19 protein-coding genes are annotated in these 24,565 nt (G+C 47.1%); 7 read left to right on the top strand and 12 right to left on the bottom strand.

Features of this window, described 5'->3' with window-relative positions; all coding sequences use genetic code 11:
- Positions 1-203: 203 nt before the first annotated feature.
- Entirely contained in the window at positions 204-1,112 is a 909-nt protein-coding gene (locus QT996_RS04920; protein ID WP_333044932.1) for an MBL fold metallo-hydrolase, read from the top strand.
- 20 nt (positions 1,113-1,132) lie between these two features.
- Positions 1,133-1,699 carry a diheme cytochrome C gene (locus tag QT996_RS04925; protein WP_333044934.1) on the top strand — a complete coding sequence of 189 codons (567 nt, stop codon included), beginning with the start codon at positions 1,133-1,135 and terminating at the stop codon, positions 1,697-1,699.
- On the opposite strand, the gene QT996_RS04930 is transcribed toward QT996_RS04925, so the two are convergent.
- Positions 1,671-1,832 (bottom strand): hypothetical protein, encoded by a 162-nt coding sequence (locus QT996_RS04930; RefSeq protein ID WP_333044936.1) that lies wholly within the window; start codon positions 1,830-1,832, stop codon positions 1,671-1,673. The genes QT996_RS04925 and QT996_RS04930 overlap by 29 nt on opposite strands.
- A 322-nt stretch (positions 1,833-2,154) precedes the next feature.
- Here QT996_RS04930 and QT996_RS04935 point away from each other — a divergent pair, with 322 nt between their 5' ends.
- Positions 2,155-2,712 carry an HPP family protein gene (locus QT996_RS04935; protein ID WP_445243874.1) on the top strand — a complete coding sequence of 186 codons (558 nt, stop codon included), beginning with the start codon at positions 2,155-2,157 and terminating at the stop codon, positions 2,710-2,712.
- A gap of 145 nt (positions 2,713-2,857) precedes the next feature.
- On the opposite strand, the gene QT996_RS04940 is transcribed toward QT996_RS04935, so the two are convergent.
- From QT996_RS04940 to QT996_RS04950, 3 genes are all read right to left on the bottom strand, one after another.
- Positions 2,858-3,994 (bottom strand): phosphodiester glycosidase family protein, encoded by a 1,137-nt coding sequence (locus QT996_RS04940; RefSeq protein WP_333044939.1) that lies wholly within the window; start codon positions 3,992-3,994, stop codon positions 2,858-2,860.
- Between the two features lie 138 nt (positions 3,995-4,132).
- Positions 4,133-7,258: a phosphoenolpyruvate carboxylase gene (gene ppc, locus QT996_RS04945; RefSeq protein ID WP_333044940.1), complete on the bottom strand. Its 3,126-nt coding sequence runs from the start codon at positions 7,256-7,258 to the stop codon at positions 4,133-4,135.
- Positions 7,259-7,678: 420 nt separating this feature from the next.
- Positions 7,679-7,921, bottom strand: a complete 243-nt coding sequence (locus QT996_RS04950; protein WP_333044941.1) for a hypothetical protein — start codon at positions 7,919-7,921, stop codon at positions 7,679-7,681.
- A gap of 136 nt (positions 7,922-8,057) precedes the next feature.
- Here QT996_RS04950 and QT996_RS04955 point away from each other — a divergent pair, with 136 nt between their 5' ends.
- The 3 genes from QT996_RS04955 (at position 8,058) to QT996_RS04965 (ending at position 16,383) form a co-directional block, all read left to right on the top strand.
- The gene (locus QT996_RS04955; protein WP_333044944.1) at positions 8,058-9,251 is read left to right on the top strand and encodes a transposase; all 1,194 of its coding nucleotides are present in this window, start codon (positions 8,058-8,060) and stop codon (positions 9,249-9,251) included.
- 633 nt (positions 9,252-9,884) lie between these two features.
- On the top strand, positions 9,885-13,403 hold the full coding sequence (locus QT996_RS04960; protein WP_333044945.1) for a hypothetical protein: 3,519 nt from the start codon (positions 9,885-9,887) through the stop codon (positions 13,401-13,403).
- Between the two features lie 106 nt (positions 13,404-13,509).
- Complete coding sequence (locus tag QT996_RS04965) at positions 13,510-16,383, top strand: zinc-dependent metalloprotease (RefSeq protein WP_333044947.1); 2,874 nt, start codon at positions 13,510-13,512, stop codon at positions 16,381-16,383.
- A gap of 144 nt (positions 16,384-16,527) precedes the next feature.
- Here the strand turns inward: QT996_RS04965 and QT996_RS04970 are convergent, their stop codons facing one another.
- From QT996_RS04970 to QT996_RS05005, 8 genes are all read right to left on the bottom strand, one after another.
- Entirely contained in the window at positions 16,528-16,734 is a 207-nt protein-coding gene (locus QT996_RS04970; protein WP_333044949.1) for a hypothetical protein, read from the bottom strand.
- A gap of 234 nt (positions 16,735-16,968) precedes the next feature.
- Positions 16,969-17,997: a hypothetical protein gene (locus QT996_RS04975; protein ID WP_333044951.1), complete on the bottom strand. Its 1,029-nt coding sequence runs from the start codon at positions 17,995-17,997 to the stop codon at positions 16,969-16,971.
- A 115-nt stretch (positions 17,998-18,112) separates the two neighbouring features.
- Entirely contained in the window at positions 18,113-18,697 is a 585-nt protein-coding gene (locus QT996_RS04980; protein ID WP_333044952.1) for a hypothetical protein, read from the bottom strand.
- A gap of 488 nt (positions 18,698-19,185) precedes the next feature.
- Complete coding sequence (locus QT996_RS04985; protein WP_333044954.1) at positions 19,186-19,332, bottom strand: hypothetical protein; 147 nt, start codon at positions 19,330-19,332, stop codon at positions 19,186-19,188.
- Between the two features lie 22 nt (positions 19,333-19,354).
- On the bottom strand, positions 19,355-19,600 hold the full coding sequence (locus QT996_RS04990) for a DUF433 domain-containing protein (RefSeq protein WP_333044956.1): 246 nt from the start codon (positions 19,598-19,600) through the stop codon (positions 19,355-19,357).
- 112 nt (positions 19,601-19,712) lie between these two features.
- On the bottom strand, positions 19,713-20,690 hold the full coding sequence (locus tag QT996_RS04995) for a heme o synthase (RefSeq protein WP_333044971.1): 978 nt from the start codon (positions 20,688-20,690) through the stop codon (positions 19,713-19,715).
- A 133-nt stretch (positions 20,691-20,823) separates the two neighbouring features.
- Positions 20,824-21,738 carry a heme A synthase gene (locus tag QT996_RS05000; protein ID WP_333044957.1) on the bottom strand — a complete coding sequence of 305 codons (915 nt, stop codon included), beginning with the start codon at positions 21,736-21,738 and terminating at the stop codon, positions 20,824-20,826.
- A gap of 353 nt (positions 21,739-22,091) precedes the next feature.
- Positions 22,092-22,457, bottom strand: coding sequence for a hypothetical protein (locus QT996_RS05005; protein WP_333044959.1), 366 nt, complete (start codon positions 22,455-22,457; stop codon positions 22,092-22,094).
- A 254-nt stretch (positions 22,458-22,711) separates the two neighbouring features.
- Here QT996_RS05005 and QT996_RS05010 point away from each other — a divergent pair, with 254 nt between their 5' ends.
- Entirely contained in the window at positions 22,712-24,145 is a 1,434-nt protein-coding gene (locus tag QT996_RS05010) for an ABC transporter substrate-binding protein (protein WP_333044960.1), read from the top strand.
- Positions 24,146-24,565 lie beyond the last annotated feature (420 nt).

Consider the following 24,565-nt stretch of genomic DNA (forward strand, 5'->3'; position numbering starts at 1 on the left):
CGCTATCTTAATCTCAGAACACAGAACACGCCGGGCAGCCCGCATCATGCAAAAAATAATCTCTCAAGCGTGACATCTGCTACACCAACCCGTAAGGTTTCCCGATAAAGCGCTTAATTATAGTACAGATTGCTAAAAACTAAAAACTAAAAAGTAAAAACTAAGATTTCAACTCCCAAGTTCCTGCCGCCAAAACTAAAAAAATGCCAGATTCCGCACCCTCTCTACCCAATCCACAGCCTTCCGATCACAAAGCCACTATGGAAAATAGTCCTTTGACCGAGTTTGTCGTTCAGTTTTGGGGTGTGCGGGGCAGCATCGCCACCCCCGGCACCAAAACACTGCGCTACGGAGGGAACACCTCCTGTGTAGAAATGCGCTTGGGCAAAAAACGCCTGATTTTTGACGGTGGTACGGGCCTGCGAGTTCTGGGCCTCAACCTGCTGCGGCAAATGCCGGTGGAAGCCCATATGTTTTTTAGTCATACTCACTGGGATCACATTCAAGGGTTTCCGTTTTTTACTCCCGCCTTTATCCCGGGGAACTGCTTTCACATTTACGGTGCGATCGCCCCCAACGGCACTACCATCAAACACCGTCTTGCCGACCAAATGCTGCACCCCAATTTTCCCGTCCCCATCCAGGTAATGCAGTCAGACCTCAAATTCAATGATTTGACGCCTGGGGATATTCTCGAACTCGACGATGTGAAAATAGAAACGGCACTGCTAAACCATCCCAACACCGCGATCGGATATCGAGTCACCTGGGAAGGACATACAGCCGTCTACTGTACCGATACAGAACATTTTCCCGATCGCCTAGACGACAATGTGGTACACCTAGCCCGCAACGCCGACGTGCTGATTTACGACGCCAACTACACCAACGAAGAGTATTACAACTTCAAAACCCCGAAAGTCGGCTGGGGACACTCGACTTGGCAAGCAGGAGTAGAAGTAGCGAAAGCTGCTGGAGTCAAAAAAATCGTGATGTTTCACCACGATCCAGGCCATGACGACAATTTTCTCGATCGTACCGAAGCAGAGGTGCAGGCAGTTTTCGCCAATAGCTGCTTAGCCCGCGAAGGCATGAGCATACCAGTGATTTAACCAAAAATAAATTCAGAATTATGAAACAGGAAAAACCCCGCAAACGTCGCAGAGTAGGCTTGCGGGGGCTTTACTCAACTTTGCTGGTGTTGATAATTGTCTGCTGTACCGGAGGCGGATGGGTTGCAGCTCAGACTGCCTACTCTCGCACTCCGGCGCGACTGGCTCAGGTGTCTTCGATCGAGGATACTGGAACTGTCGATCGCATCCCCCAAGGCTACCAACTGGGACAGCAACTGTACCTAGAAAACTGCGCCACCTGTCACATCGGTTTACCGCCACAAGTATTACCTACAGAAACTTGGCGCAGATTGCTGCAAGATCCCCAACATTACGGACAAACCATCAAACTGCTAGTAGACCCGCCTCGTCTGCTAGTGTGGAACTACCTGCAAACTTTTTCTCGTCCCCAAGCCAAAGACGAAGAACTCGCCTACCGAGTCGCCAGTTCTCGCTATTTCAAAGCTCTGCACCCCAAAGTCAAACTGCCACAACCCGCAAATATCAGCAGTTGCGTTACTTGTCACCCCGGTGCATCTAAATACAATTTCCGCAAGCTTACCGCCGAGTGGGAAAACTCTCCGTAACGAAGATTAAGTTCGTAATTATATCCGAGTGCGATCGTCTCGATCGCACTAACCAGAAAACGGCGATCGCATTCTGAACTAGAGACTTATCCAAAGTGTGGGTGCGCTCTTTCAATTCATGCTTACTGGGCATCGCACCTTACAAATAACCGACCAAACTCGCTAGTCCGTTCCAACTGAGATGTTGCACCATTGTCAATAAGCCTTTTATGAACGGGCTCTGCGGCCCTTTCCACAAGAAGAAAATCTACTCTTTGTGGAACAGGCCGGAAAGCCTGTTCTTGAGAATGGTGCAAGATATGAGTTCCAACCGAGTGGTTAGCTGCAGCTTGAGCGGCATAGAAGTAAAAAATCTGTGCCTTTAACTACTTTTTGACCAAATGTTATGATATCTTAACTTTAGCGAAGGCTAGTTCCGACAATTTAAGAAGCCTGGTTATCAAGTAACCTGATTTATGATTGACAGTAAAAAAATTCGACTGAAATGGGAAAGTTATTGGTTTAAAACCTTTGGGAGATGGGGATCGTGTCCATTGACCTGCCCAATAGACCGACCTCATCCTCGGCATATTTTTTGGAGTTGGATTGGCAGTTTTTTGGCAATTACTGCAACGTCCTATCTTGCTGTAAAAACTAATTCTCCTTTACTCATGGCTCCGTTTGGTGCTACAAGCGTTCTGATCTTTGGTGTCCCTGACAGCCCTTTGGCTCAACCCCGGAATGTCATTGGGGGCAATTTCTTAGCTGCTCTCACCAGTTTAATGATTCTGCATTTTGTCGGTTCTTCTCCCTGGGCGATGGGAATGGCTGTTTCTAGTGCGATCGGAATTATGCAGATTACCAGAACTCTACATCCCCCTTCGGGAGCAGTTGCCTTAGTGGTCATGATGACCCAACCAGACTGGAAATTTTTGCTAACACCTGCTTTTGAGGGATCAATAATCTTGGTCTTGTGCGCCGTCATCTTTAATAATTTAGCGGCAGAAAGGACCTATCCCAACCACTGGTTATAGCATTGTCTCTAATTCTCTCATCCTTCCCTTGGGAGCACTACCCAAAATCTGGATGCTCCCTCGATTCCTTCTTCCTTCTTCGTTCTTTCTTCCATCCGTTACATCCCGATCGCGTGCAACGAAAACCGAACTTCCTTCTGCTAGATCAATCAAAAAAAACGGACGGATCGGGGGAAGGTCGAGATCCCTTTTGAAAGCGTTCCCAGGACTGCTTTAACTGAGTCGGCGCTGGATATTCGCGATCGTAAACCACCAGGACATTCGTCAAATTCCGTCCCGGCGGCAATAAAATCTGCCCTTGATGAGCCAAACCCACCGAAGCGCCCCCGTCCAAATTCATCGCTTCAAAACAGCCGATCGCCTGCATAACTTTAGCCTCTGCTTCCAAAGACAAACTGTCAAGAAAAGTCACCAAAAATAACTTATCTCTGGAAGCCGGAAAGCCGATCGCCGTTCTTGAACCCACGCCCAAAACATGAGAATCTTTAAAACCTTCCGATAAAGGAGACAGCCAAACTTTCCCCCCTTTAACCAATCTCGGCCCGCAAGTCAGAGAAAACCAATGTTGGCTCCAATCCGGCTTACCTTCGATTCTAGCCGTCACCATTTCCAATTGATTTCCCGCTTTAATCCCCAACGTCGTGCCGTAATTTTCCCATCGGCTGTATTTCAGAAACTTACCCGCCGCCACCATATTTCCCAGCACAGATTTCTGCTCATCTTTACCAAAAAAAGTTCCGTTAGCAACAACAGCAGCCCGGTAACGCGCCACCATATTTTCAAAAGGTTCATCACCCCGCGTGACTTTAGAAGTATTTGCAAAATCTGCATTATTAGCTAACCCAATTGTGATATAAATTTCTGGGTCTGCGAGGTCAATAGTTGTTAGATAAAAACTTGCGCCAGCTACATTTTGGCTGCTGACTTGTACAGGTTTTGCTTGCTTAGCAGAACGTTTGATAATTTGAGGTTGAGACGGCTGCACAGCAGGAGAATTTTCCGGCGATTTTACAATAGGATTACTCGGCAGAGGTTGATTGTTTTTTCCCGATTTTACAATCGGATTGTTAGGGAGAGGTTGAGGAGTTTGATTTGATTGTATACTTGATAAAAAAGCTAGTGACTTTTGCCACACTTGACCCGCGAGAGTCAAGAAACTATCTCGGTTTTGGGCGATCGCAAAATAGTCAGCCGCAACCCGCGCCAAAGCTATGCCCGTTAAAAATAAAAAAGTGCGCCGCAGCATCGGGCGACAACCTTCAGACTGTTTGCGTTTAGACATAAAAAAATCTCAGCTAGGATAGCGAACAGTTTCCTATGGCTGTGACTACAAGGGGCGATCGCGCGAATTCTGAAACTACCAGTAGCAAGGTGCGTAAGCGCGCACCTCACCACTAATTCAAAACTCAAAACTATTTCCCTAGCCGGTATTCCGCATCCCTGCAGCAATTCCATTAATCGTCAGCAGAGCTCCCCGCAACAATTCACCCTTGCTGTAACGCGAGTGAATCACCCCCGGAACCCCGCCACTACCGTGCTGCCGCAAACGTTTCAGCAACGAAACCTGCAACAAACCCAAAGGCACAATCGTCGCATTTCGCAACTGCACCGAACGCTGCAGCGATGGATCTCCGTCCAACAAACGCTGGTGTCCGGTAATAGTTAAAACCAAATCCCGAATCAAGTGAAATTCCGCAGCAATTTGCTCGAATAGAGTTTGAAAACGCTCCTTGTCAGCCGGCAAAGCTAACTCCCGCACATAGTGTTCTGCAATCTGCAAATCCACCTTAGATAAGGTCATTTCCACCTTAGAAATTACCATTCTAAAAAACGGCCATTTTAAGTAGAAATACTGCAAAAGTTTCAAATGTTCTTCCGGTTCCTCCAGCAAAAACTCTTGCAAAGCTGTGCCGACACCGTACCAAGAAGGCAGCAAAAAGCGGCTTTGAGTCCAGCTAAACACCCACGGAATTGCTCGCAAACCGCTGATGTCTTTTTTGCCACCGCGCCGGGCCGGGCGAGAACTAATCTGCAACTGGCTGATTTCTTGAATCGGGGTAACTTGGTGGAAGAAATCAACTAAATCCGGCTGTTCGTAGATTAAATGGCGGTAGTGCGATCGCGATCTCACCGACAACTCCTCCATAATCTCATTCCAAGGGTCGATGCCATCAAAACCAGTGTGCAGCAAACTAGCTTGAATTACCGCCGCCGCCACCGTTTCCAAATTGTAAAGCGCCAACTCCGGCAAAGAATATTTAGAAGCCAAAACCTCGCCTTGTTCAGTAATCTTAATTCGCCCGCTAATACTCTTACCAGGCTGAGCCAAAATTGCCTTGTAAGCAGGCCCGCCGCCGCGCCCTACAGAACCGCCTCGGCCGTGAAAAATCCGCAACTCTACATTGTAATTTTCGGCAACCATTTGCAAAGCCTTTTGAGCTTTGTGGATTTCCCAATTGCTGCTGAGGAAACCCGAATCTTTATTGCTGTCCGAATAGCCCAGCATCACCTCTTGCAATTTGAGAGTTTCGAGGGGACATTGGATATTTTCTTCGCTTTTTTCCGCTATTTCCTGCGCGTATCCTCCTGCTAGCAAAGCTCGATAAAGTGGCAAATCAAATATTTGCTGCATAACTTCCGGCGCTTTTTTCAAATCTTCCACCGTTTCAAACAGGGGAACTACTTGAATGCTGCTAATTCCTGTCGCCGGATCGTAAAGTCCTGCTTCTTTGGCTAACAGCAAAACTGCCAGTAAATCGCTGACATCGTGGCTCATGCTGATGACGTAAGTTTCGCAAATTTCCGGGCCAAACTCCTGCTGCATTTGCCGCAATATCCGGAAGGTATTGATCGTCTCGCAAGTTTTGGGAGAAAAGGGCAATTCTGCTGGAATTAAAGGGCGGCGAGTTTGCAGTTCCGTTGCGAGCCAAATAGTTCGATCGCATTCCGACATTTGATTGTAAGGCTTGGGCAAAATTTGCAAGTATTCAGCAATTTCGCTCAAAGCGTCGGAGTGTACTGTTGACTCTTGGCGGATATCTAGGTAAGCCAAATTAAATCCGTAAATTTCTACTTGGCAGAGCAGATTTTCCAAGTCCCGACAGCTCAAACCTGTTTCCACTAAATTGTGCTCGATGAGCTGCAGCTCGGTCAAAAACTCAGCGCCCGATCGATAAAGGCCGGTCATTCCGGGATTTTCCGACAAAGCTTCGCGTTCCCGCTGCAACTCGTCTCCTTTGTAGAGTCGCCAATTACGATCGCGCGTATTTTCCAGCCGCTGCAGCACGTAGGCCAGCTTCAACCGATAAGGTTCTTGGCGGTAGCGGATCGCCCACTGCTCGTAAACCTCGGGAAATTCCGATCTGTCGCGATCGAGAGATTCGAGCAATTCCGGCAGCACGTCGCTCCAGTGCAGCGACAAACTCAACAGTTCATTGAGGCGTTTCACGGCGTTGATGTACTTACACAGCACCAAATGGCGCTGATAACAAGCTGTTTGCCAAGTAACTTTCGGAGTCACAGAAGGGTTGCCGTCCCTGTCCGATCCCACCCAAGAACCGAACTTGCAAAAATTGTAACTCGGCGGTTTCAGATAAGGATAAGAAGCGTGGAGCGCTTGCTTTAAGCGGTGGTAGAGTTCGGGAATCGCATCAAACAGCACTTCATCGAAGTAGTGGAGAGTGTATTCCACCTCGTCAAGCACAGTCGGCTTGAATTGGTGCAGTTCGTCCGTGCGCCACCAGAGGCGAATTTCTTCCATCAGTTGCTCTTGCAGGGCCGCAGCTTCCCAGCAAGACACCGGGTAGGGGCTTTGAGAGTCTGCCCCCAGGGCCTGAAATTTCTCGTCAACTTGGTCTAGCTGTTGGAGAATCTTCGCCATTCGCCGCTGCTTGGTGCGGATCGTGTGGCGGACAATTTCTGTCGGGTGAGCGGTGAATACCAAGCGGATATCTAACTGATCGATCAACCGCTGGATTTGCTGGCTGGGCACGTTCAAGCGCAGCAGCATCGGAAACAGTTGGTGAAAAGTGCCGGCATCTCGGGCGATCGTCTCGCTGCTGTCTGCATTGCTCAGAACCGTTTGGACGGGGCCGGGGCCTTCCCTGTGCCGCGGGCGATCGGGGGCATCCGTTGCTTGTCCTGGTAGCTTAGAAAACATCCGCCCACCAGCATCGTTGCTGCTAGCGTAAGCTAGCTGTTGGTCTCGCTGTTCGTAGTGCTGTTCGACAATGTTTATCAACTGAAAATACAGCGCAAAAGCCCGAGCGGCGCGGATGGCGGCGTTAAGGTCGAGCTTTTCGATTAGCTGTACGACATTCGACTCGCGAAAGTGAGTGGCCTGTCCCTCGGCGGAATTGACCGATCGCATTTGTTGGAGCAAATCCACCAATTCCTGCCCGCACTCCTGTCGCAGCACCGATTCCCACAAGTCCTCTACAACTTTGAGGCGATTTCGCAGAAACAGGTCTGATTTTGAGTAAGCGGGAGAATGGGAAATAGATGTTGTATCAATAGCCTGTTCTGAAGACTGGAGGACTGAACTCATCGGGCTGTTCCTCAATAGCTGCGGGTGTCAAGAAAATTGTATGGTTTAGTTTCGCCTAAAACACTTTTGTTTGCAGTCAAATTTGAGACAACTTATTGCAACGTAGAAAGTAGAAGGCACTTATGTACAAAGTATAAGGAAAGATTAATTGCTGAAGCACGGATTGTACGGATTGTCAAGCTTTCATATCAGTTGACTTGGGATTTTAGATTTTAGAGGATCAGCCTGAGACGTTCGGCGAGCGCTCAGTTGAGTCGCGCTCAGTCGAACAATTTTAGATTTACTCCAAAGATGAATCTGGGAAGTTGAACTAGGGTAGAAAATTTTTATCTCTCCACGACAGGAGTCGGCGGCTGGTATCCGTTTTTAGGCGGGGTCAAAAAATTAAACTTCTAGCTGCAGCATCCTTCCTTGGGCTTTCTAATCCTGTGATTGAGGAAAGTTGAGAACGGGGAGGCGCGAACCCCGAAAGACTTCTTCGCTTTCAACGCCGATCGACCCAACAAACTCAGCAGCAGCTTTAGCCACCACCAACCCGCCCAGCATGGGTAAGGCGACCAAGCTCAATAAAATGTCTGAGGGAACTGGCAACTTTGGACTGTTAGATGTTTGAGTTTTGAGCAAGTCTTGGTTTTCCGACGGCATAAATTCCTCCTGTGTCAATCCCTAATCCTCAGTTTACCAAAAATTCTGGTAAAAGGCCCGTCCTTCTAGGAAGGCTTTAATTTCTAAAGCGTAAAGAATTTTCAAATATTTTTTTTATAGGCACAATGCTCTATAAATGTGATACGATAATTGCATGATTGCATTAGAGTTTAAGTTAAAAGGCAAAGCGCAGCAATACCGGGTCATCGACGAAATGATCCGCACAGCTCAATTTGTCAGAAACAAAGCTCTCAGATACTGGATCGACAATCAAGGAGTTAAGCTAGTTGACCTCTACAAACAATGCGCCCTCATGGCAAAAGAGTTTGAATGGGCAGGCAAGCTTAACTCGATGGCACGTCAAGCTTCTGCTGAACGTGCCATTTTTGCTATCCAACGTTTTTTCGTTAATTGCCAAGCTAAGAAGCCAGGGAAAAAAGGATACCCGCAGTTCAAAAAACATACTCGTTCCGTAGAGTATAAGACATCAGGCTGGAAGCTTTCTACCAATAAAAGAGGTATAACATTTACGGACGGTTTTGCTGCTGGAACTTTCAAATTAATCGGTAGTCGAGACTTGCATTTCTATTCACCTAACGAGATTAAACGAGTTAGGGTCATTCGGCGTGCCGACGGCTACTACGCTCAGCTATGTATCAACGTTGAGCGGATAGAGGAATCTATTCCCACGGGTAAAGCTATTGGGATAGATGTGGGGTTGAATCATTTCTATACCGATAGTAGCGGTGAGACAGTCCCCAACCCTCGCTCTCTTCGCAAAAGCGAAAAAGCTTTGAAGAGATTGCAGAAACGAGTTTCTCGAAAGAAGAAAGGTTCTAGTAATCGTAAAAAAGCGATAAACAAGTTAGGAAGAAAGCATCTGAAGGTCAGCAGGCAGCGCAAAGACTTCGCCATTAAGACGGCATTGTGCGCGGTAAAATCTAGCGATTTTTTGGCCTATGAAGACCTTCAGGTGAGGAATATGGTTAAGAACCACAAGCTGGCCAAATCAATTAGCGATGCAGCGTGGTATCAGTTTGCTCAATGGCTGCAATACTTGGGAAAAGTGTACGGTAAAACAGTGATTGCTGTCGCTCCTCAGTATACTTCTCAAGATTGCTCAGCCTGTGGCAATACTGTTAAAAAAACGTTGTCAACTCGAACCCATATTTGTAGTTGTGGCGCGGTATTAGATCGTGATCACAATGCCGCTCGCAATATTTTGGCGAAAGGTTTGAGGTTGGCAGCAATCACTTTAAATACGGTGGGGCACACCGAAATTAACGCTTGGGGACAGAACGATCTCTACTCATTGGTGGTGACATCAACGAGCAAATCGACTGACTGAACCAAGAATCCTCGCGCGTTCACGCGCCCCGAGTGTCAAAAGGCAAATAATCATCTTGACCGCTGCTTTCTGACTGATGACTTTTGATATCAAATCCAGTGACATCCGACTGATATCCTGCAAGCGATCGTCCCCGCGTAGCCAAGTCTATAAATATATTCTCGCGAGATCTTAAGCTCGCACTCGGAAAAAACGCTTTGTATAAAATCGGGATACTCCCCGAATGCTATCGTGCGCCTCTCTCCGCGGAGCATGACGAAAGCACAGCGCTACAGTCGGAAAATAATAGACATTTCCAGAAAAGCCAGTCTTGAACAGGCATGATGCCTGTTCCACAAGAATTATGAGAGAGGTCTAATTATTATTCAGATGCAAACGGAAACGATATGACTAATGACGAATAACTTGTTGCTTGGCTTAATTTGGACCTATCTGTGCCAAAATGTCGAGGTATTATCAAAAAAATATTCCCCAACGGCTCGAAGTCGAGGGGATACAAGGCAAGACACTAAGTCCAGCATGGCTTAAACCAGACAAAAGGGTTAGGCTCGGCAAATCAAATAATTGTCTGTAAAATCTGTAACTGTGCTATTTCTAGAAAACAAAACCAGCTTTGGCAAAATTTAGAGTTTCATGTTGAATGCGAACGGGAGCATATTGGCAGACAATCGATCGAGCGCGTCGCAGTGGGCCGGGGAAGCTTTAGGGCTTCCCGAAGTTCAAGTACAAGCGCGTTTGCGGGGAAATCACCTGCACATTTTGTGCGAAGCAGCGCAGTGTCCGTCTCAAGAATTGGTGACGGCGAGATTTACCAACGCCCTCGAACACACTGATTTAACGCGACTGCTGCCCGATCGACCTAAAATTTACCAGTTGTTTCTGTGCGGCCGCAAAATCGGTTCCCGACAAAATGACTGGACAGTCCGGCTCGATTGCAGCAGTCCCAAGCGACAGCAACAGCCACAGCAACCGGAAGCAAAAGTTGCCGAAGTGCCGCCGCCAGCGAGTTCCCTCGACGAACCGCCAGCAAGCCCTAAAAGAGGCGGATTTTTCGGCAAATTTAAGAATGACAACCAGAAACTCAAACAGACACCAAAACCGATAGAAACAGCCGCCCACCCGCCGCAAGTACGGGAAGAACTGGATTTTGACGCCGAAAGTCTGCCCATCGCCTCCCGGATTCAATACCCAGAAGTTTTTGAAACTTCCCCCGTGACGATCGACACTTCGGCTGCTGCGACGCGGGAAGCTTTCGCTTCGGCCGTTCCCCCGCAGCAGAAAGCGAACCGTGGCGCGGTAGCTTTGATTCAATCCCCCGAAGCTGACTCAGGCGAGGGCGATCGCGATGGAACATTGACGATTTCGCCGGAAACTTTGGCGCGCCGGGGCTATCCAGATGCGATCGCCAGCTATCTGAGCGAAATCCTCGGGCCGATGGGAGTTTCGGTGAAAGTAAGCATTCGCGAAAAAGAACTCAAAAGCAACGGAGAAACCCTGCCGCTGAACGGGTCGGAAAATATCAAGCCCAAAGAACGGCGACTGCTGGTGCTATGCGAGTCAGCTTACAGCCCCGACCCCTCATTGCTGGCAGAACCCATCGCCGGCAGGCTGCGGAAACTGCAACTACAGGATTTCCGGGAAGCCGTGATCGGCAGCCAAGTCAGCGGCGAAGCGAAGCCGGACTGGGTGCTGCGGGTGGATTTGACTTCGCCGGACAAAATTCTCAAGGAATGGGCCAGGTGGGGAGACGTACAGTCGATCGCCAAACTGCTAAACCAACACTTGGCGGCATCGAGAGTCGAAGTGCGGGCTACCCTCAAAGAAGCAACCCTCCACCTGTTTTGCAGCAAAAGTGCCAAAAAAGGACAAAAGCCTAAACGGCAAGAATACCCCGACAAGCACCAAACCACCGACGCGATCGCCCCTTTGTTAGCCTCCTTTGCGCCCCAAGGCATCCGCGCAGCTACTATCTACGGCGTAGAACCAGCCAAGGACTCTCAGGCCGCGCCGGAGTCCCCCGTGTGGATAGACTGGGTGGACTTGCCTGCTGCCCACCATCCCGACTTGGCTGCGAGCGCCCGAACGCTGGCGGCTGAGGGCGACCAATTGGCTCTGACTTTTTTATTGAACAGGTTGCTCAACCCCAATCTCAGACGCAAGCTGGAAACAGGAGGGATGCGGGCTGTCGTGCTGCAAAAAGCCGACGTGCTGCACGTCATGACAGAATCTCTGACTTGCCCTTCTCAGTCGAAGGTAGGGCCGCCGGTGGCGAAATTTTTGCGACACTTACAAATTCCGGGAGTCGCAGGGGTGCGAGTCTACGGGCGCCGCGCCGGTCAGAAACTGCCCCTGTGGCGCTACGCAATCGACCTCAGAACGGCCGTTGGCGAGGAATCAGCGACGGCACCCGCACCGGCACCCTCCCAAGTAGCTGTGTTGGAAAAGGAACCGGTGCCGGAGTTTGCGCCGGCGGAGGATGGGAGTTTTTCGGGTTTGGGCGACAATTTGGTGTTCGATGCTCCCATGCCCAACTCCTGGCGGCCCCGCTTCAAAATCAGACTCCCCGGATACAATCTGGGCGAGCAGTTAGTTCAAGCTGCGGTGCAACCGCTTGTCGCTTCGGGTTTGTTTGTTCCCAACGATGCTTTGTCAACGAATGCTGCTGCGCCGGGGGGCGTGAGAGCCGATCGCGCGGCGGGAATCGCTTTGATTTGGGCGATCGCCGGCTGTCTGCTGACTTTCAATGCCGATTGGCTCCTCGGTCTATTTCTGCAATCTGCGACGGTCAGTCAAGCTCCTAGCGCTTCTGAAGTTTGCAGCGGCCCAAATTGTCAAAATTCATCCCCCAAGGCTGTGGACGACGTTACAGCCCGACTTCCGAAGGAAACCCCTAACCCCGTTCCCCCTGCTGATGAGGTGAATTTGCCTCAAACTCCGTTGCAGCCTTCGCCGGCAGCCAACCGGGAAGAGGCTTTTAATGGCTCTGGGTTTACGAAACCGGGAAATACTAGCGTTCCTGTAGCTGATGTTTCGGCTCCTGCGGTGTTCCCAACTTTGAGGAGCGAGCAGCTTGACGAGCAGATAGCGCGCTATCAAGAGTACATCCACCTGCACAAAAAACCACCAGATATTTTAATTGTCGGTAGTTCGAGGGCGCTGCGCGGTATTGACCCGGCGGTGTTGGAAACAGCTTTGGCAGCTTCGGGCTACCCGGGGCTAAGCGCTTACAATTTTGGAGTTAATGGAGCTACTCTCCAGGTTGTAGATTCGATCGTCCGCCGGATTTTGCCGCCGCAACAACTGCCGAAATTGCTGGTGTTGGCGGACGGGGCGAGGGCTCTCAACAGCGGGCGACCGGATTTGACTTTTAGTGCGATCGCTTCTTCTGAAGGTTACAGGCAATTGAGCCGGGGTAGTTTTCTGATCCGCACCAATCAATTAGAATCCGAAACATCGAAGGAAAGCGCCAACAATCCGGTGGCAACTGCCACTGAATTGGTCAACAATTTGGGACAAACTCAAGCTAACGTTCAGCAATTGGTGAGTCAAAAGTTGGTCGAGGGTTCTGCAATTTACAAAAAGCGCGATCGACTCAAAGGGTTTTTGCGATCGATCGTTAATCCCTCCGCCCCTGTTGCAATCGACAGCCCCCAACCCGCAGCCCTGGGTGAACAAACAAAGGAAAATACCCAGCCCGCTGCTGCGAGTAAACCCGTCAGCGAGTTTCAACCAAATGGCTTTTTGCCGATCGATATACGCTTCAATCCCGAGACTTACTTTCAGAATCACCCGAAAGTATCTGGTTATTACGACTCCGACTATCAAAATTTTAAATTGGTAGGCGAACAAGCTCTAGCACTCAAAAATCTGATCGAATTTACCAAAGTTCGCAACATCAATCTCGTGTTTGTGAATATGCCTCTGACTGAAGATTATTTAGACCCGGTGCGGACAGGTTACGAACAAGAATTCCGGCAATATATGCAAGAATTAGCAGCTCAAAGCGGACTAATTTTCCTAGATAAGAGTTTATTGTGGCCCCAGGCGCGGGAATCTTTTTCCGACCCTAGCCACCTCAACCGTTACGGTGCTGTTGCAGTTTCTAAGCGGTTGGCTCAAGATCCCATGATTCCCTGGCCGGCGAAACAATAGTTTTGACTTTTGAATTTTGAGTTATTTTAGAAGTTAAAGGAGCCCAGCGCGGCGAGTGGGGCGCGGCTCTTTCAAAACTATTCTTTCCGGCGACTGGATACTGAAAATGAAAAGATTGATATTTCCTGAAAATAGCAAAAATCAACAGATAAAAATTCCGAGAAAAAATCTGCCTTTGATATTTTTTATATTATCTTTAGCATTTTTCTGTTTCAGTTTGTATAAAGGTTTCTGGTTACCTTTAGCTTTATCATCGGGGTCGCCCAGCAACGAACAAAGTAGCGAACAGCAAACTCTGGCACCCTTTGAACAGGTTGTCCAAGACGCACAAAAGTTAGAGGGACTATTTACTCTTTACCGCAATCAAGCAACTGATAAAGTATATCTGGAAATTAAACCGGAACAACTCAACAAAAAGTTCCTGTGCTTTGTGACATTGGCATCGGGTTTGGGGGAAGCGGGAATTTTGAGCGGAATGCCGATAGGCGATTTCTTATTTCAACTGCGGCGCGTCCAAAATAAGGTGCAGTTTGTGATACCAAATATAAATTTTCGCACAAGGCCGGGCGACCCGCAAGCAGGTTCGGTAGAACGGGGATTTAGTGAGTCAATTCTCTATTCTTTGCCACTCAAAAGCATTCATTCGCAAAGACAAACTCTGCTGATCGATTTAGGCGATTTGCTGATGAGCCAAAAGCGGGATTTACCAGGGGTAAAAGCGATTTTGCCGATGATTTTGGGCGCTTCTTACTCGATCGATGAAGACAAGTCTTATTTTAAAGATGTTAAAGCGTTTCCGCTGAATGTGGAAATTGCTTCTATTTACGGTTTTTCTAGCGATAATGACAGTGAACTTAACTATTTACCTTCGATTCCTGACAGTCGGGCTTTTAACCTCCGCATTCACTACAGTTTCTCGGAAGTCCCGCTAAATAACGGCTACCGCCCCAGGCTTGCGGACGAGCGAGTGGGCTATTTTCTTACAGCATATAAGGACTTTTCTGACAAGAGCAGCCGGGAGCCTTTTGTGCGCTATATCAATCGCTGGCATTTGCAAAAGCAAATCCCGACGGCGCCGATGTCGCCTCCGGTGCAGCCGATCGTGTTTTGGATTGAAAATAATGTGCCTCCGGAATACCGAAACGCAATTCGCGAGGGCGTTTTGGAGTGGAACAAAGCTTTTGAAAAGGCAGGTTTTACGGAGGCAATTCAGGTCAAACAAATGCCGGACAATGCTAAATGGGACCCGGCTGATGTTCGCTACAATACTATTCGCTGGTCGAGTTCTTTTGAGCCTCAGTTTGCCGGCCTCGGGCCATCTCGCACTAACCCGCTGACTGGGGAAATTTTGGATGCTGATATTCTGTTGGATGCTAATGTTGTCCGGGAAATGAAACAGGGCTATCGGTCTTTGGTGGAACAAAATAGATCGCTATCTAAGAGTTTTCAAGGGCGAAACGGTTCTAATACTAATCCCTGTCAGTTCGGGATGTATTCTCGCTATTTGAAGGTGCTAGAAAATGGGGATTTAGGAAAAAGCAGTGGGGAAAATTCTCAAGGTGGAATTGCTGATGATTTGCCGACTTTGGTAGAAAGATACCAAGAGCAAAAGCGAGATCCTTTATCGCGGTTGATGTCGAGCTCGGATATGTGTTTTGGGTTGGAATCTAGTCGCCAATTTGCGATCGGGGCAATGTCGATGGATCTGTTGGAAAATGCAGCGCCTAGCAGTGGGACGATTGACAATTATGTTAATGAATATATCAGATATTTGACGGCGCACGAAGTCGGTCACACTCTTGGTTTGAGGCACAATTTTCACGGGAGTACGATGCTGCAACCGGAGGATTTGAACAATACTCAGGTAACTCGCACGCAAGGTATGATTGCGTCGGTGATGGATTATGTGCCGATTAATTTGGCACCACAGGGAACTGTGCAGGGCGACTATTTTCCAACGATTGTAGGGCCTTACGACGATTGGGCGATCGAGTACGGTTACAAGGTGATTGGCGGCGCAAACCCGAACAGCGACTTACCAGCGCTGCAACAAATTGCCAGCCGCGCTGCGGAACAGCAATTAGCTTACGCGCCGGATGAGGATTCTGTTGATATTCTCGATCCCGCTGCAAATACTTTCGATCTCAGCGCCAATATGCTGAGGTATTCGCAATGGCAATTGGATAATGCGAGGGCGATGTGGAAGCGTTTAGAAAAGCGAACTCCAGTTGGGGAAGAGGGTTATAACGAACTGCGGGTGATGTTTGATTCGGTGTTCGGGTATTATGTCAACCAGGTGATGAATGCGACTTTGTATGTGGGGGGACAGTCGTTTAATCGGATTCGCCCTGGAGATACTAATGCGAAGTTGCCGTTTGTGCCGATCGAACTTTCTCAGCAGCGAGAAGCTTTGGCAACATTAGAGAAGTACGTTTTTGCGCCGGATGCGTTTAGTTTTGCGCCGGAATTGCTCAACAAATTGGCGCCTTCGCGCTGGGAACACTGGGGAAGTCCGGCTTTGGTGTTTCCTCTAGATTACCCGATCGGCGATCGAATTACTTTTTTGCAGCGGTTTGTGTTGCGGGTTTTGCTATCTCCGACGCGCTTGGCGAGACTGCGGGATGCGGAGTTAAAATCGGCGCCGGAAACTGCTTTGAGGTTGCCGGAAGTGTTGGATACTGTGCAAAAGGATATCTGGAAAGAGGTTTTGCAGCCGGAAAAGAAGATGCAAATTTCAACTTTTCGGCGTTCTTTGCAGCGGGAACATTTAGCGATTTTGATCGGAATGGTGCTGCGAAAAACCAGTGTTCCAGAGGATGCGCGGAGTTTGGCTTGGTACGAGTTGCGACAGTTGCGGGAGGGTTTGAGCAAGAGTATTCGGAATTTGGATCGGAATGCTGATGCTTATACGCGGGCTCATTTGGAGGAAACGCGCGATCGAATTTCTAAGGTTTTGAATTCGCAAATTCAGTCGAATTAATTGGGGGTCGAGACACCGGGTTTTTTACGATAATATTTCCTTAGAGCATTGCAGATTTGCTCAAAAACTCGGTTTCTTAGAATCTCAGTCAAGTTAAAATAATAGCGATCGCCGCTCAATTGACAAAACGTCGCCTTCTCCGTTTTACTGCCCACGTCCTGGTTTGCAATCTACGAAACCTAACGATTCTGTGTCGAAAAAACTGGCGCTCGCCATTTCTATCGCAGCTTCGATCGGATATTCAATTTCCGCAGCACGCGCGATCGGAGCCGCTTGAATTCGTTCTGGCAAGCGTCTCAAAATGACTTCGGCATCAGCAGGAGAAAGTTGTTGTTGAAGTTTGGCTTGCATGGCATTCACCTGTCAGTGTCTATGCTTCCTTTTGCAGCCATTGATTTTAATAATAACAAGACTGGTGTGGGCGATCGCTTTTGGTTTTTAGTCCGAATTGGTGATGAACTAATACAGTTCAGTTAAGGCTAAAAATTAAAATTCACCTAGGTTGGGTTGAGGAACGAAACCCAACCTAGACAATTTTATTTCGTTGTTAGGCATTCCGGGTATGGAATTCCAAACGCTCCTGACTTACCTGTAAGGAAGTTGATAGTAAGGGCAAACAGCATCTACTTGTGTTTCATAATGTATCATTAATTCTCCCTCCCAAGTCATATACTGAGAACCAGGAACCTCCAAAATCAAATCTGCATTCCTGTTATGACGGTGGAACTTAATATCTGGTGTTTTCTTAGAAAACTCATTCTCAAAGAATAGAGGTGGCAGCTTACTGACGCGTTCTGCAATTGACTCTATATCATATTGGGAGCCGGTATCATTAACAGCGACATCGCGAGGCAATTTTTTTTCGTGAAAGTGACGAACCGTTCTGGCAATTGCAGCCCTCAAATGATCACCAACTCGGTAGAGATTTGCAAAGTGATAACGTAGGTCACGATTTAAGGAAATAGCGGTTGTACCATCGCGATGAATCTCACAATCAGGGCCTATACGTCCATTAGGTTGCATCCCCTCTAGAAAATACCCAACAATACGAGCATTTTTGGGAAAAGTTTGAATACCTTTATCTACAGTACGTGCAACTATGCCACGTCCCCTTGAGTACATCATTATGGGACGCAATTGACCACCATTGTGTTTAATCTTATTAACAATAGGAGCAAATGATTCTCTGTAGTCCTTGATTGCATTATGAAAAGGCTTATAAGCAGGGTGTTTGACCTTATCCAACCAACGGTCGGGATGTTTTTCCTGAACATTGCTATCATATGGGTGAATAACTTTAAGAATCCAATAGCAATCATCAATGTGAGATTGTAAGGCGTGTAGTAATTCTTTTTGTAAATCAGGCAGCTTCTTTAAAGGATAATCTAAATTTCCCTCAGCATTAAACAAAGCCGTAGAAATCTGATCGATTTCATCCAGAACAGCATTGAAAGACTGCATTACTTTCTGTAGTGAGCGACTGTAGATTGAGAATGGATGCCGTTGGGTGTGATCGTTATGATAGGTAAAGCTTTCATCGAGAAGTTTTAGACAATTAAATGCTTTAGGGTGTAAGTTGCCATCTCTATGTGTTTTACGTTCGAGGTTCATCATAAGATCATAAGTGAGTCAAGTTTGTATTACAATTGTAGCACATTAATTATGAATTAAGGACTGCTAAAGCCTCGGCGCTACTGTCAATATGTCCCGAAAGTATGGGAGTAACTTGTCATTCACCTCTTTTCTCCTGATTGACTATCAATTCAATAGATCTAGCCAAATCTGTAATCTCTGAATCTTGGAGAACGTAACTTGGAGTGTAGACCAAACCATACTCTAACAAATTGCTTGGAGTTGCTAACAGCATTCCTCGATCCTCACCAAACTTAGAACGAATCATCTCCCCCAACCATTCTGGAGTATGTTCCGAGTAAGCAGTTCTAAATAGAGAAATATCTCCAATACGGTCGCCAAAAACCACCCAGCAATGACCATCCCAATCTAAATTAGATTCAGACAAGCTTTTGCTCATATCATGAGCGTTCATATTATTACCAAATATACGCCTGCCCATCATATCTAGGTTACCAGCAACCATATGAACAGGTATATCCGTATGGTCTCTTATCAAGATTGTCCATAGTGCACTCATTTGAACGCAGCAATTATGGATTGATGGAAAATAATCCAAAACACTCTTGGCTGAATCTACTATTAAGTCATAATCTTTTTGAGTCAAGCTATATTCAACGTATTTGGAGGCTTCCTTTTCTGAATAAGAGTGTTTAATTAGTTCGGATAATTCTTGTTTCATATAATCTTCTAAATAGGATGCGTGTGATGTAATTAATCTAACGCACCACCATCTGTCTTGACAAAAGATTTTGTCGTAGTAACCGAACCTTTAAAGCTGAGGTAGCCGAATAATCTGAATATCACTCCCACTTTGGGTTTTTCGGCTTTTTCTAGGGCAAGCTGTCCATCAACCCCCTATCCCATTATCCTTGATGGATCTTCTTTCCAAACAGACTTGATGGATCTTCTTTCCAAACAGATATGTCAATCAGCAATATGACAAGTTTCGCGCATGACTTTGTGGTTGAAGTCTGGGGGCAACTCAATTTATCACCCCAAACTCACACCGCGATATAAATCCTCGATCGCCACTTCAAGCTCAATACTCTGAAAGATCGTCACCCAAAGCCTGCCTCAATCGACACAACTACTTGCTTCCAGCAATAACTACGGTAGGGGGCGTTGACGAATTCGATCGCCCTCCACCACCGTAAACCGTTCCTCAAATTACAATCCTTCGGTCTGTAATAAATTTAACAATATTGATGCTGGTTCTTCCCGCGTGTGAGGACGAAACCGCAAATAAATGACACCTCTTGGCGATCGCAGTCGCAAACGATAAATGAGTTCGCCGTAAGCGCGCTCGAACGTCAAAATCACCCCTTCCTCATCCGCATTAACTTGCCTCAGCAAACAGTAAAGGCGTGTAAAATACGTCTTCTTTGAGGCACTCCGCCGCGAAAGCAAACACCGCTTGGATAGATTCAGCATTAAGCGTTGGGTAGTTTTCGATAACTTGTTGCTGCGTCCAACCTTCTGAAAATAGCCCTAAAATGAACTCCACGGATATTCGTGTTCCCTTAATTACAGGCTTGCCAAGCAGAATTTTAGGATTTGAGTGAATGTGTGCTTTCCAGTTCACGATCGGTTCGCCTCTATGGAATTTTCACCTATTAAATCACTACCACTATTTTACCATAAACAAAACCCGCAAGGTGCGGGCTTTATTTTAATAAGGACTATTTAACAAAAGACTACATCACAACTGCACTAATCAAAGTTTGCACATTTTGTACAAGAGCCGTAGTAAAATTATGAGTCGCAGGTAAACTGTCAACCACAATTCCAGCGCACAAGAGCATCAGGTACAGAATAGAGTATTTGAAGAGCGATCGCGCAACAATCTTATCCTCTGGAGTCTGCAACAGCAACCAAGCTTTTTGGGCAAAAATAGCACCGAGGAAAATAGCTGTTCCCGCATACACCGCGCCCGCTAAATGCAGGGGATAAACTAGCAGCAAAGTTGCAGGAATCATCAATAGGGTGTAAATCCAAATTTGGCGGGCTGTCTCTTCGTCGCCCTCAATTACGGGTAACATCGGGACGCCTACTTCCTTGTATTCATCGCGAATCATCATTGCTAATGCCCAAAAATGCGGCGGTGTCCACAGGAATATAATCCCAAACAGCAGCCACGCACCCCAACTCAAATCTCCCGTCACCGCAGCCCACCCAACTAGCGGGGGAATCGCCCCTGCTGCACCGCCGATGACGATGTTTTGGACACTGTGGCGCTTCAGCCAGTGGGTGTAAATTAGGACGTAGAAAACGATGCCTGACATCGCTAGCAATGCCGCTAATAAGTTGGCAACAACTGTCAGCAATGTAAAGGATATTGTAGCTAGGGCGATCGCAAATATCAAAGCATCGCGCTTCTTGACACGCCCCGAAGGAATCGGCCGCCATCGGGTGCGCTCCATAATATAATCGATGTCGCTGTCGTAGACACAATTAATAGTATTCGCCGACGCGGAAGCTAAAGCGCCTCCAGTAATAGTTGATACCAGCAATAGCGGGTCTACTTCTCCTTTGGCGGCCATCCACATTCCTGCTGAGGTGGTGATTAGCAGCAGTAAAATAATTCTGGGTTTTGTTAGTTGATAGTAACTTTTCACAACTTGCGAAAAGTTTTCGTGCAGGCGGGGGCTGTCGTTGGTAAGGATTTCTTGCATCGGTTGTAAGCTGTTAGTAATTATTTGCGAATTCGTCATTAGTCATTAGGTTGGAGTGGCGGGTTTTACGAGAAATATTTGGTGTAGCTACAAGGATTAATAAACCCGCCGCCTCTTACTTTAGTCTTATCTCTCAAGCTGATAAAACTCGATCGCGCCAAGCTAAAACACTAAAAGCTATCAGGGTTCCCAGCAAAGCAGCACCGACTGCTTGGTGGGCGACTGTCAGCGGTTCTACCTGAAGGTGCAGCCGGAAAGTTGCTAATCCGAGAACTAATTGAGCAATTAGGCAAACACTCGCCCAATTAGCCAGTTTTCGCAAGTTTGGACTCAGTGCAGGCTGCCGCCAAGCCATGACTGCTACGGCTAAAGTCGCTGCTGTAGCTGGTACGATACCGGCGATGTGGCTGTTCATTACCGAGCACAATTCTGAGGAGTCCAAACATTGGTGCAGTGCCCATCTAGAGCCTACTAATGCTCCTAGCAAACTTTGCAGGTAAACTAACAATGCTGCGATCGAACTTACCCAAGCCAATTTGCCGACATTTCCTGTAGCTTCGTAGGGAGTCAGCATGAAACCGATGACTAGCAGGGCGCCAAAAAACAGTAAAGCTGTTCCCAAGTGAGCGGTAACGATGTCAAATCTGAGCAGTTGTGTTACTGTCAAGCCGCCCAATACGCCTTGAAAAACGATTAAAAATACTGCCCCAGCGCTCGCCCAAGGCAGCCATTTTGGCAGGCGGCTGCGGTAAAACAAAGATAGTCCTAAAAGTGCGATCGCGCTTAAGCCAATTGCCGCAGCGTCCAATCGGTGAAACCATTCCAGAAATACTTGCAAATTCATTTGCGCTGCAGGTATTAATTGACCGTAGCACAGCGGCCAGTCGGGGCAAGCGAGCCCCGCATTCATTACTCGCGTGGCGCTGCCTACAGCCATTAACAGCCAGGTTGCGATCGCAATTTTCCACACTAGGCCGCGGATAATATCTTTTGGCTGCCACTGCACTCCTGCTGCTGCGTTTGGCTGATTTAAAACTGAGTTTGCCATGGAATTTACCTTAGCCTTTGTTATCGATCGAACTTAATTAAATATCAAGGTTTTGCTTTGACTGAGCTTAGCCTAGCTTAACACTCTTTTTCTCTGACCCACCGTCATTTTTACTACCTTAGCGACACTTTTATCCAATTAGTTTGTCTTTATATTTTTTTCAACTTTCTTCTTTATATTACAAAAGATTGCGTTTTTTTTGCCAAACTTAAAAAAACTTTAATCTTTCCCCGCCCCTGGATAATTAACAACTCTCCCACTGTCGAGATTGGAGGCAAAAGTAAAGATATAATTAAGAAAAACAATTTATTAAATAATTGTGATATAAAACGCTGAAAGATGTTTACAAAAAGCTAAACAACATAAAAAAACCTATAAAGTAGGAATCGCAACAAACTATATTTAGCTGATTGTTCTAGCTTAGTAGGAAGTATGACCGCAAATAAAACGGCAGTCAACAACTTAAGCAAGCTATGAGCCAGCGACTCTTTAGTCCAGGTTTCGTAGCCGCGAGCAAGCTGTTCAAGGAGGGAAAATATCGGGTTCGCTGGTTGCCCTAGATGACGGCATAGCGATCGCATTCCACCGATCGCACACTCAGGAGACGCGGTGCCTGAAAGAGCACCAGAAATCACCCCAGAAACGCCTCCCACCCCCAGCAGCGCCAAATACGGTAAAGGAGCCAAACCCTCAGAGACGGGACAATCCGCAGGTATCACAGTCAACCTCAGTGGGATCTAAGCTGCTACACAGCTAGATTCTATAATATCCAGCTCAAATAAATTAACAACTGCTAAAATATAGGTATATGTCAGCCCACAATCATCTATCTCAAGTATGAGAATTAGCATAATTGCTACATAAATTATTAAATGAAAGAGAACTTGTTATTAAATGCTTTACATCCCATTGCTCGTTGCCGAACTTCCTTCCTTCTTTGAATCTAAAACCTAAAATCTAAAATTCTGCAGCCATGTCCCAAAAAAACGAAACCGCTGTTCTGATATTATCCCTCCTAATTACGATCGGGCTAGCCTGTGCAGGTATTTGGTGGTTCACAAGCCGAGGCGGCATCAATCTCGGAGGTTTATCACCCCAAAATCAGACAATTCCCAAGTCTCCAACGGGGAATTCCCCGCAGTCAGATCAGGCAATTGGGCAGCGTCTGAGTGCCGGACAAAAATTGTTAATTCCAGAGCAAGCCACAACAACCAAACAAGCAGCAGTACAGGCGATCGCATCTGGCAACTATAACGCAGCTATTTCCGACTTACAAGCTTCGCTGAAAACCAATCGCAACGATCCCGAAGCACTAATTTACCTCAACAATGCCCGCATCGGCGATCGCAAATCCTACACAATTGCCGCCGCAGTTCCCATTGGTGCCGATATCAATGGTGCTCAAGAAATTCTGCGGGGCGTCGCTCAAGCTCAAAATGAAATCAACCAAAGCGGCGGCATTAGCGGTACTCCATTAAAAGTGCTAATTGCTAACGACGACAACAACCCAGAGATTGCCTCGCAAATTGCCAGCGCGCTCGCAAATAACTCTGAAGTTTTAGGAGTGATCGGGCATTTTAGTTCTGACGCAACGCTAGCAGCCAGCAAGATTTACCAGCAAAATCAATTAGTAGCAATTTCTCCGATAAGTACCTCTGTGCAACTCTCAGGAATTGGCAGCAATATATTTAGGACAGTGCCGAGCGATCGATTTGCTGCGAATGCTCTTTCTCGCTATATGCTGACAAAATTGCAAAAGAAAAAAGCTGCTGTATTTTTCAATTCTGCTAGCAATTATAGCAAATCTTTAAAAAGTGAATTCACTACTGCTCTTTACGGAGATGGCGGACAAGTAGTATCGGAATTTGACTTTGCTAAGGGTAATTTTAATGCGACCGACAGCTTTAAAAGCGCGATCGCCCAGGGAGCAGAAGTGATTGTGTTAGCAGCCAATACCGCCACGCTCGACCAAGCTTTGCAAGTAGTGCAAGTAAACGCCAAACGCCTGCCTTTACTCGCAGGAGACGACGTTTATACTGCTAAAGTCCTGCAAATCGGTGGCGCGGCAGCAACAGATATGGTGCTGGCAGTTCCTTGGCACATTCTCGCAGATCCGCAGTCAAGCTTTCCCCAAACATCCAAACAACTTTGGAATGCTGAAGTCAGTTGGCGCACAGCTTTAGCTTACGATGCGGCGATCGCGTTAATTGTCGGTTTAGGGCGCAATCCAACTCGTACAGGCATTCAACAAGCTTTATCGGCGTCAGATTTTTCGGCAAAAGGAGCATCGGGCCCGATTCGGTTTTTACCTTCGGGCGATCGCAATCGAGCAGTTCAATTAGTAACTGTTAAACCCGGAAATCGCACGAGTTACGGTTACGAGTTTGTGCCGATATCCGGTTTGTAAACTATTGGCGATCGCCAAATGTAGGTTATAATATTCATTGGTAAGTTCTAGGGCGGGTCAAGCAGAAAGGCTTACAAGATGGGTAGTTATATCAAATCCGCTTGCATCGGAATTTATATTACGCATAATCAGGACATGGTAGTTTTGTTTCCCTAGAATTAATCGGGTGATAATTACATCTCTCATTAAGTGTTCTTGATTATTTAGGCGTAGGCAAACGGCATTGCCCATTCGTGTCAACTTAAGCTTTTAGTCCATCAATTCTCCCGCCTACCCGGCAGTCCGCCAGGGGTTAAAACCCCTGTCTAATAGCTAAAGTCCTCTGAAGAGGACTGATATCAATTCCGGTTACACTCCTTATGATGGGGAGTGGGGAGTGGGGGAATGTGGAATTGCGCGACCTTGACTTTATCATTCCCC

The sequence above is a fragment of the Microcoleus sp. S13C4 genome (assembly GCF_036700865.1).
Classification (GTDB): domain Bacteria; phylum Cyanobacteriota; class Cyanobacteriia; order Cyanobacteriales; family Microcoleaceae; genus Microcoleus.

Excerpts from the sequence above, each read along its gene's own strand:
- QT996_RS04920 (WP_333044932.1), top strand. The coding sequence starts at position 204 with ATGCCAGATTCCGCACCCTCTCTACCCAATCCACAGCCTTCCGATCAC.
- QT996_RS04925 (WP_333044934.1), top strand. The coding sequence starts at position 1,133 with ATGAAACAGGAAAAACCCCGCAAACGTCGCAGAGTAGGCTTGCGGGGG.
- QT996_RS04930 (WP_333044936.1), bottom strand. The coding sequence starts at position 1,832 with ATGCCCAGTAAGCATGAATTGAAAGAGCGCACCCACACTTTGGATAAG.
- QT996_RS04935 (WP_445243874.1), top strand. The coding sequence starts at position 2,155 with ATGATTGACAGTAAAAAAATTCGACTGAAATGGGAAAGTTATTGGTTT.
- QT996_RS04940 (WP_333044939.1), bottom strand. The coding sequence starts at position 3,994 with ATGTCTAAACGCAAACAGTCTGAAGGTTGTCGCCCGATGCTGCGGCGC.
- ppc (WP_333044940.1), bottom strand. The coding sequence starts at position 7,258 with ATGAGTTCAGTCCTCCAGTCTTCAGAACAGGCTATTGATACAACATCT.
- QT996_RS04955 (WP_333044944.1), top strand. The coding sequence starts at position 8,058 with ATGATTGCATTAGAGTTTAAGTTAAAAGGCAAAGCGCAGCAATACCGG.
- QT996_RS04960 (WP_333044945.1), top strand. The coding sequence starts at position 9,885 with ATGTTGAATGCGAACGGGAGCATATTGGCAGACAATCGATCGAGCGCG.
- QT996_RS04965 (WP_333044947.1), top strand. The coding sequence starts at position 13,510 with ATGAAAAGATTGATATTTCCTGAAAATAGCAAAAATCAACAGATAAAA.
- QT996_RS04970 (WP_333044949.1), bottom strand. The coding sequence starts at position 16,734 with ATGCAAGCCAAACTTCAACAACAACTTTCTCCTGCTGATGCCGAAGTC.
- QT996_RS04975 (WP_333044951.1), bottom strand. The coding sequence starts at position 17,997 with ATGATGAACCTCGAACGTAAAACACATAGAGATGGCAACTTACACCCT.
- QT996_RS04980 (WP_333044952.1), bottom strand. The coding sequence starts at position 18,697 with ATGAAACAAGAATTATCCGAACTAATTAAACACTCTTATTCAGAAAAG.
- QT996_RS04995 (WP_333044971.1), bottom strand. The coding sequence starts at position 20,690 with ATGCAAGAAATCCTTACCAACGACAGCCCCCGCCTGCACGAAAACTTT.
- QT996_RS05000 (WP_333044957.1), bottom strand. The coding sequence starts at position 21,738 with ATGGCAAACTCAGTTTTAAATCAGCCAAACGCAGCAGCAGGAGTGCAG.
- QT996_RS05010 (WP_333044960.1), top strand. The coding sequence starts at position 22,712 with ATGTCCCAAAAAAACGAAACCGCTGTTCTGATATTATCCCTCCTAATT.